Below are 6000 nucleotides of genomic sequence, written 5' to 3'. Positions count from 1 at the left end.
GTGGCGCTTGACCAATGACGGGCTTGATTAAGCCTAAACGGATCGGGATCGATTAATGATCGGTCACGCTATACAACGGATTACGGCGCTGTAGCATTTGACCACCGTCACGCGTCAGCGGCACCCAGCCAACCGATCCACGTTTCACCGTCGGTTCAGTGAACAGCAGATCAAACGGTATCGAAACGTAGAAGCCTTTGGTGAAACTGCCTTCACCATATTCAGCGGCGCTAACGTTGGTTTTGGTTGCAAAGGCACCCGCAACAATCCCGCTATCAAAGCGGCGAGACAGATCGAGAGTGACCCCTTTGTCCCCTGCCAGATAACGACCCACACTCACCTTCGCTACCGCGCCTTTCACAAACGGCAGTTCCCAGTAGGCGGTCAGATGGCCTGTTACCACATCATAATCAGCCATTCTCATGATGTCGTTCCAGTCGCGCTGTTTGACGTAGTTAACATCCATCCCCAGCGCCCAGCTTTTACCGAACGGCCGATACAGCACCTCAGACCCGACACCCGCGTACATCATTTCCAGATAGCCGCCATAGACCTGGGTATACCAGTCCTGTGCAGGGTTATCCCTACGAGTCAATTGCAGATTGGTCAGCAGCAGATCCGAAGAAGTGACGTATTCACGCACCCAGGTTCTGACACGTGGCAGCGCTGCCCCATCCACTGGTGGGGCTTTATAGTTGAACTTGTCGTAGTTATCCAACAAATTCAGCGTCGCGGTGCCGCCCACACTCCAGTGATCGCTCAAACGATAATCAACGTTACCTTTCAGTGCAATCTGGTACATGTAAAAGGATTCAGGGCCACCGAAAGACTGCGTCAACGTCGGATCTAATGAATACGTTAGACGATCGGGCTCTGCGAGCAACACCTGCTGACCACGCACATCAGATACTGGCTCTTTGCGATACGTGTCCGGTTCCGGTTGACCCAGTGGGACGGCGGCCTGTTGAACCTGATGGAAAGCTTTGGCATCGACTTCCGTGCTGGCAATCGGTAAGCGCTGGCTGCGCTGAACAAGGTGGTATTCATCAATACTACCCGGTACATGATTCGCCAATACCGTCGCTGCGCGCAGTGTCGCTTGATCGCTATCACGATACTTGGTCTGATCGGCAACAATGGTGACCTGCTTTTGGTCCGCGTAAATATCGGCGTCCTTAAAGCCAGCCTTATCATTCAGCTCTTTCGAAACAAGCTGCCAGTTTGTTCCTTTGCCATCCTGCACCGGCGCATAAACAGGGGGTGCATCATCTAAGTAGTTCGGCTTCAGGCTGTTAAAGTTGGTACGCAGGGTAAACCCCCACATCAGGGTGTTGCCACGCTGCCACGACAGCGTAGTATCCAGATTGTTGCCAACACGGTAGACCGCACCGATGTTGAAGGGGGAGTCATGCTTGATAATACCGGCAAATTCACGGCTATAGTCATTGCCGTCATACTCAAATTTTAAACGCAGTGGATCCCACGGCGTCTGGTATTCAATCCCCCCAAACAACGCAGCGGGGCCGTGGAAGAAATTCTCAAACTCAAACTGCCCTCCACCCGCTTTAAAAGAATCACTACGCTGGCAGAAACTAGCCTTAAACGAACAAGCGGGGTTTTTAATATTGCCGCTCTCAGCCATATTGCCCCACCCCATCCCTAGGGTGAAATCAAACGAGCCTAAACGTTTACTGGCTACCAGATATTCGCTATCAAACAGGCCTGTACCGGCAATATCACGCAGTCCCACGGAAACCTGCGGCAACCAATAACTTTCCTGCCACAGCCTCGCTTTCACATCAAAGCCTTTATCTTTTTGCGTCTGATCGCCACTAAAAGCAGGGTTTGGGCTGTATGGTTGCGTACGCGTGTCAGTATAACGGACCGTTGTTTCCAGCCAGTCAAAAAGCTGGAGCGAGATGGAGTAGCGTCGGTATTCTTCGTTATCACGGTAATTAAGGCTGAACTCGCCCGTTTCCGCCATACGTGCGGTCGGCATCTGTAACAGGCCCGTGCCACCGAAATCAGACTGCGATACCCCCACAGGTTGAAAGCGCAGATTCGGGTTCGTCGCAGTACGGAGGCTTTCTGTTTCAGCCGCCATCGCCTGCGCACTCAAGATGCCGCCAATCGCCAACGACAGACAGCTTAATTTAACGTTTCTGTTCTTGGTCATTCGAGTGGAGTCCGGTTAGCAAGGTAGTCAGCAAGCTGCTCGTTAAGCGATGACATGTCCTGTGGTAAAACTGCGGGATCAAAGCCGATAAAAAGCGTTTCGCCCGCAGCGGGTTCAATATGCTGACGGTTCCACAGCGCCAGCGGCACTTTGCGCCATTGACCATTTCCCGCTATCAGATAACCATAACTGTTATCCGCCCCCGCTAGGAGTCGCCGTCCAGAGAGATAATTTTCGACCGACCATCCGGCACGCAGCGCCACTTTCCCCGACATCTCTAGTTCACCCACGTCAGCGGAGGTATTGACCAGGCCAATCAGGGACATCTTGTCATCATGAGGTGCCACATACAGTGCATAGTCCCCCACCAGAGGGCGATTATTTTCTGCATATACGCGCACGCGGTCAGGATCCAAATCTGTGCGGATACGCCCAGCAACATTAATCGGATTAATGGTCTTTCTCAGCAACCATGCGGAGATCGCCAGATCGCCATCGCCTGAATTGCGCCAGCGCGTTTCCAATTCAGCCAGCTTTTGCAGTAAGACATCCCCTTGCGCACGTACCTTCTGCGTCGTCGCAAAATCAGAAATAAATGCGGTTTGCCAGTTAATATTCTGTGGCCAGGGAACCTGCTCATAAAATTTTTCAAGACGCGTACCGTCGTCAAGTTTAACGACGGCGATCGTCTCTTGAGGTGATTTCACCGTCAGTTGCGCAGACGTCGCGACGCCGGAAACCAGCAGCAACAAGGTAGCGATACGATTGAGTGCCAACATTGCAGCCCCTTATTGTGCGTAGGGTTTTAATACGGTGAATGTTACCAATGCCATACTCGGCCCCATGTACTGCTGGCTTTGCACCACGCTTCCGTTAGTCGGATCGAGCCAGTAGCTATTGGTGTAAGATTCATTCAAAGCGGGGACAGTCACTCTTTCATCAAAACGCAGCAGCTCACGCGAGGTATCCAGAATTTTTATTGTTTCTTTGCCACGAGCCTGAAAAACAGACGTCGTTTCGTAACCACCACGGAAGACTTGAGACCACTCAACCCGGCTCTGCCACGTCATTGGTGTCGATGTCTTTAATAGACCTAACGTCAGGGGATCCTGTTGCAGGTTATCCACATAGCTAATGTCTTCGCCGAAGCCCTGCGTTTTCACCAGGCGGCCATGTTGGGTCGATACCATATTTTTATCGGCCCCAATCCATTTCAACTGATTTTGTTCGGCAAAAGCGAGCACAACAAACGCTTGCGGTGCCTTACCCACCTTCAGATAAGCCGAGGCATAGGGCGTATTGGCAACCTGTTTGGCCGTCACATGAGTATCATCCTGCCCGAAAAATGCCAGTTTAAACGTTTTCCCCACCTGATCCATATTTTGGGAGCAACCGGTTAATAAAATTGAGAAAAGGGGGATAGCAATCAGCACTTTCATTTCTGCTATTCGCTTTATTCTTGTCATACAATGAAGTTCCCGTTGAACAGCGTAGCCCAGAAAAAGAAAGGCCACCGAAGTGGCCTTGGGATTAGCGAGACATCAGGTTCTTGTCGTCGTTGTCGTCGTATTGTTGTTGTCATTGCTGGCAACAGCAACAGCTATACCAACAGCGACAGCGGCAGCAACACCCACAGCAATCAGTGCAGTGGTACCCGCAGCAGCACCGGCACCCGCAGCACCAGCCGCAACACCAACGCTTGCGCTGGTCGTCGTGGTGGTCGTGGTACCCGCAGCCGTTGCGCTGGAGACGCCATCAACAGCAAACGCGTTTGACGACATGGCCAGGACAGCAACCAGCGTGATTAACGTTTTCTTCATTACGATTTCCTTTTTAACATGAAGTACTTCAGGGTGGGGTACCGTCAAAAAGACCATACCCGTCCTTCATTCCAGCCAGAACAAGGAAAAAATACCTTATACCTCGTTTACTGACCGTTACCGGGATCCTCCCAGTGATGAGTTACAGTTCAATGGCGATCAAGCTTTCTATGACACAAAGCCTCTTCTTTAAGAGGCAACAGCCTCTCGATAAGCAACATTAGAAAGCAAAACTACAACTCGATTTTTGCAACACTGTTAAAAATAGCAAGATCCCGATGTAATAAACAGCAATGATCTCGGTAAAAAAGCAGATTCCTTTAATGAAATTTACAGTATTGCAGGAAAAAAGTCATAGATATCTTAACGATATCAATGTACTCATTCAGCAATATAAAAAAACGCCAGATATTTCCTAATCTGGCGTTTTATTAGCAAAGAACGTCACCTAAGTATAAGGAATAGTTATTCCAGCCATTCGGTATGGAATACACCTTCTTTATCCGTACGCTTGTAGGTATGTGCGCCGAAATAGTCGCGCTGAGCCTGAATCAGGTTAGCTGGCAGCACGGCAGAACGGTAGCTGTCGTAATAGGCAATCGCCGCAGAGAAGGTTGGCGTAGGGATACCTTGCTGAACCGCGTAAGAGACGACGTCGCGCAGCGCTTGCTGGTACTCGTCCGCTACTTTCTTGAAGTAAGGCGCCAGCAGCAGGTTAGCGATATCCGCTTTTTGCTCATACGCATCGGTGATTTTCTGCAGGAACTGTGCGCGAATGATGCAGCCAGCGCGGAAAATCTTGGCGATTTCGCCGTAGTTCAGATCCCAGTTATTTTCGTCTGATGCCGCTTTCAGCTGTGAGAAGCCCTGAGCATAAGAAACGATTTTACCCAGATACAGCGCACGACGCACTTTCTCAACAAACTCAGCTTTATCACCACCGAATGGCTGAGCCGTCGGGCCAGTCAGCACTTTAGAGGCAGCAACACGCTGATCTTTCAGTGAAGAAAGGTAGCGGGCAAAAACGGATTCCGTGATCAGAGACAACGGCTCCCCCAGATCCAGAGAGCTTTGGCTGGTCCATTTACCCGTGCCTTTGTTAGCGGCTTCATCCAGAATCACGTCAACCAGATAGTTGCCTTCTTCATCTTTTTTCTTGAAGATATCAGCAGTGATTTCAATCAGGTAACTACTTAACTCGCCTTTGTTCCACTCAGAGAACGTTGTAGCAAGCTCGTCGTTGTTCAGATTCAGAGCCTGCTTAAGCAGCGCATAAGCTTCAGCAATCAGCTGCATATCGCCGTATTCAATGCCGTTATGCACCATCTTGACATAGTGGCCAGCACCATCAGCGCCAATGTAGGTCACACAGGCTTCGCCGTCAGCTCGCGCGGCAATCTGTTCCAGAATTGGGGCAACCAGTTCATAAGCTTCTTTCTGGCCGCCCGGCATGATGGAAGGCCCTTTCAGCGCGCCCTCTTCCCCACCGGAGACACCCGTACCGATGAAGTTAAACCCTTCCGCGGACAGTTCGCGGTTACGGCGAATGGTATCTTTATAGAAGGTGTTACCGCCATCGATCAGAATATCGCCTTTTTCCAGGTAAGGCTTCAGCGACTCAATCGTTTTATCGGTTGCTTCACCAGCCTTCACCATCAGCAGAATACGGCGGGGTTTTTCCAGGGATTCGACAAACTCTTCAACGGTGTAAGAAGGCACCAGTTTTTTACCCGGGTTTTCCGCGATAACTTCATCGGTTTTATCGGAAGAACGGTTAAAGATGGAAACGCTATAGCCACGGCTCTCAATGTTCAGCGCCAGATTGCGCCCCATCACCGCCATACCGACAACGCCAATTTGCTGTTTGGACATTAAAGCAACTCCTGTCTGAAGGATAACCTGCCTGCAACGACGACAACGATTCGCGTTGCGACCCCGCAGGCAATTTAAAAACAGGCCAACATGGTAACTCAGCTTTGCGTGAGTGGATAGTGATTGGTTTGA

5 protein-coding genes are annotated in these 6000 nt (G+C 50.5%); all 5 read right to left on the bottom strand.

The features are described from left to right. Positions 1-52: 52 nt before the first annotated feature. On the bottom strand, positions 53-2176 hold the full coding sequence (locus tag WCT94_RS19755; protein ID WP_336871383.1) for a YjbH domain-containing protein: 2124 nt from the start codon (positions 2174-2176) through the stop codon (positions 53-55). Next, positions 2173-2955 carry a capsule biosynthesis GfcC family protein gene (locus WCT94_RS19750; RefSeq protein WP_336871382.1) on the bottom strand — a complete coding sequence of 261 codons (783 nt, stop codon included), beginning with the start codon at positions 2953-2955 and terminating at the stop codon, positions 2173-2175. The genes WCT94_RS19755 and WCT94_RS19750 overlap by 4 nt, the downstream gene beginning before the upstream one ends. 9 nt (positions 2956-2964) lie before the next feature. Continuing rightward, positions 2965-3642, bottom strand: coding sequence for a YjbF family lipoprotein (locus WCT94_RS19745; RefSeq protein ID WP_336871379.1), 678 nt, complete (start codon positions 3640-3642; stop codon positions 2965-2967). 75 nt (positions 3643-3717) lie between these two features. After that, positions 3718-3996 (bottom strand): hypothetical protein, encoded by a 279-nt coding sequence (locus tag WCT94_RS19740; protein WP_336871377.1) that lies wholly within the window; start codon positions 3994-3996, stop codon positions 3718-3720. 465 nt (positions 3997-4461) lie between these two features. Further along, the gene (gndA, locus tag WCT94_RS19735) at positions 4462-5868 is read right to left on the bottom strand and encodes an NADP-dependent phosphogluconate dehydrogenase (protein ID WP_039312064.1); all 1407 of its coding nucleotides are present in this window, start codon (positions 5866-5868) and stop codon (positions 4462-4464) included. Positions 5869-6000: the final 132 nt, after the last annotated feature.

Source organism: Pectobacterium sp. 1950-15, assembly GCF_037136835.1.
In the GTDB taxonomy this organism is placed as follows: Bacteria; Pseudomonadota; Gammaproteobacteria; order Enterobacterales; family Enterobacteriaceae; genus Pectobacterium.
Note: the sequence above shows the minus strand (reverse complement) of the source record. Positions and strands in the feature narration are given on the sequence as shown.

What these genes read in the sequence shown, in the direction of transcription:
- WCT94_RS19745 (WP_336871379.1), bottom strand. Translation starts at nt 3,642, where the DNA reads ATGACAAGAATAAAGCGAATAGCAGAAATGAAAGTGCTGATTGCTATC.
- WCT94_RS19750 (WP_336871382.1), bottom strand. Translation starts at nt 2,955, where the DNA reads ATGTTGGCACTCAATCGTATCGCTACCTTGTTGCTGCTGGTTTCCGGC.
- WCT94_RS19755 (WP_336871383.1), bottom strand. Translation starts at nt 2,176, where the DNA reads ATGACCAAGAACAGAAACGTTAAATTAAGCTGTCTGTCGTTGGCGATT.
- gndA (WP_039312064.1), bottom strand. Translation starts at nt 5,868, where the DNA reads ATGTCCAAACAGCAAATTGGCGTTGTCGGTATGGCGGTGATGGGGCGC.
- WCT94_RS19740 (WP_336871377.1), bottom strand. Translation starts at nt 3,996, where the DNA reads ATGAAGAAAACGTTAATCACGCTGGTTGCTGTCCTGGCCATGTCGTCA.